Here is a 1,024-nt window from a genome sequence, read left to right as displayed (position 1 = left end):
AAATAGTTAGATCTGACTGTGAATATACAAAAGAGTTACATTTATATTTGCTTTCAAAAATGGCTTTACAATTCTTATTGTAATTTACTTCTTGGGTTCTCTGCAAGACATACTCTTCTTTTTGTAAGCCAAAATTAAAGACTTCCTTAAAATGATATATTATACAAGAAGAATCTCTTTTTCTTCCAAGTATAATATTATCCTTGATTGAGAAGACAAAAATCGAATCTGAATTTAAATCATGTCCTAAGATTTGCTGAGACAAAAGATAGGCTCTTTTGATGTTTATACTATCTATTCTCGCCATTTCTAAATATTTTTGTGCTTGCGCAAAAGTGCTAAAACAGCTACAAATGCTTATTAAAGTAACAATAATATATTTCATTATCTATAATCTGGTAATTGACTGTTATTTGGAATTTTTGTTTTAGGGCCATGGTCTTCGCCATTTCTTTGTATATTACTAAATCCTGCGACCCTCAACACTAAATTCTCCAATCGAATTGCATCGCCATGCTGATTATCACTACCTCTTCCCAAAGACAACGATCTGCCATGTCCGAAAACCTCATGAAATACATATAAGACTCTTCCTAATGGATTGGGCACTTGTTCACCTAGATTATTGTAATAATCTCTTGGCGATCTATCATCTTCGACAACAAGCGAATAGGATCCCTTTTTAGTTTGTTTAGTTTGAGAACCACCAAGGAGTTTAGTAAGTACTGTATGGCCAGTACTTTCTATTTCCTCAACCAATTGGGGAGCTAGCATGCTCTTATCTGGCAATTCATCATTTTCTGATACATACTGAAATTTGTAAGTAAAATCATCAGAATTAATAGAGTTTACAAGAATATCCATCAGTGCCTTATCATCGTTTGATAATTCAGAATTATTTGCAATATAGTTTGAATATGCAACAGGATCAATTTTGTTGAAATCCTTTCCTGTCGCATGCTTCCCTGATCTACTTATTAATCTTCTAAAATCAGCAAATTTTTCAGCCTTGAAAACTACATTA

At 32.5% G+C, this 1,024-nt stretch carries 2 protein-coding genes; both read right to left on the bottom strand.

What is annotated here, in order from left to right; all coding sequences use genetic code 11:
- A partial coding sequence (locus tag HMPREF0670_RS16850) for a hypothetical protein (protein WP_044078481.1) occupies positions 1-385 on the bottom strand: 385 nt, incomplete at its 3' end.
- Positions 385-1,024 (bottom strand): hypothetical protein (locus HMPREF0670_RS16845; RefSeq protein WP_044078479.1); only part of this gene is annotated, 640 nt, incomplete at its 5' end. The genes HMPREF0670_RS16845 and HMPREF0670_RS16850, both read right to left, overlap by 1 nt.

This window comes from Prevotella sp. oral taxon 317 str. F0108 (genome assembly GCF_000162415.1).
In the GTDB taxonomy this organism is placed as follows: domain Bacteria; phylum Bacteroidota; class Bacteroidia; order Bacteroidales; family Bacteroidaceae; genus Prevotella; species Prevotella conceptionensis.
Note: the sequence above shows the minus strand (reverse complement) of the source record. Positions and strands in the feature narration are given on the sequence as shown.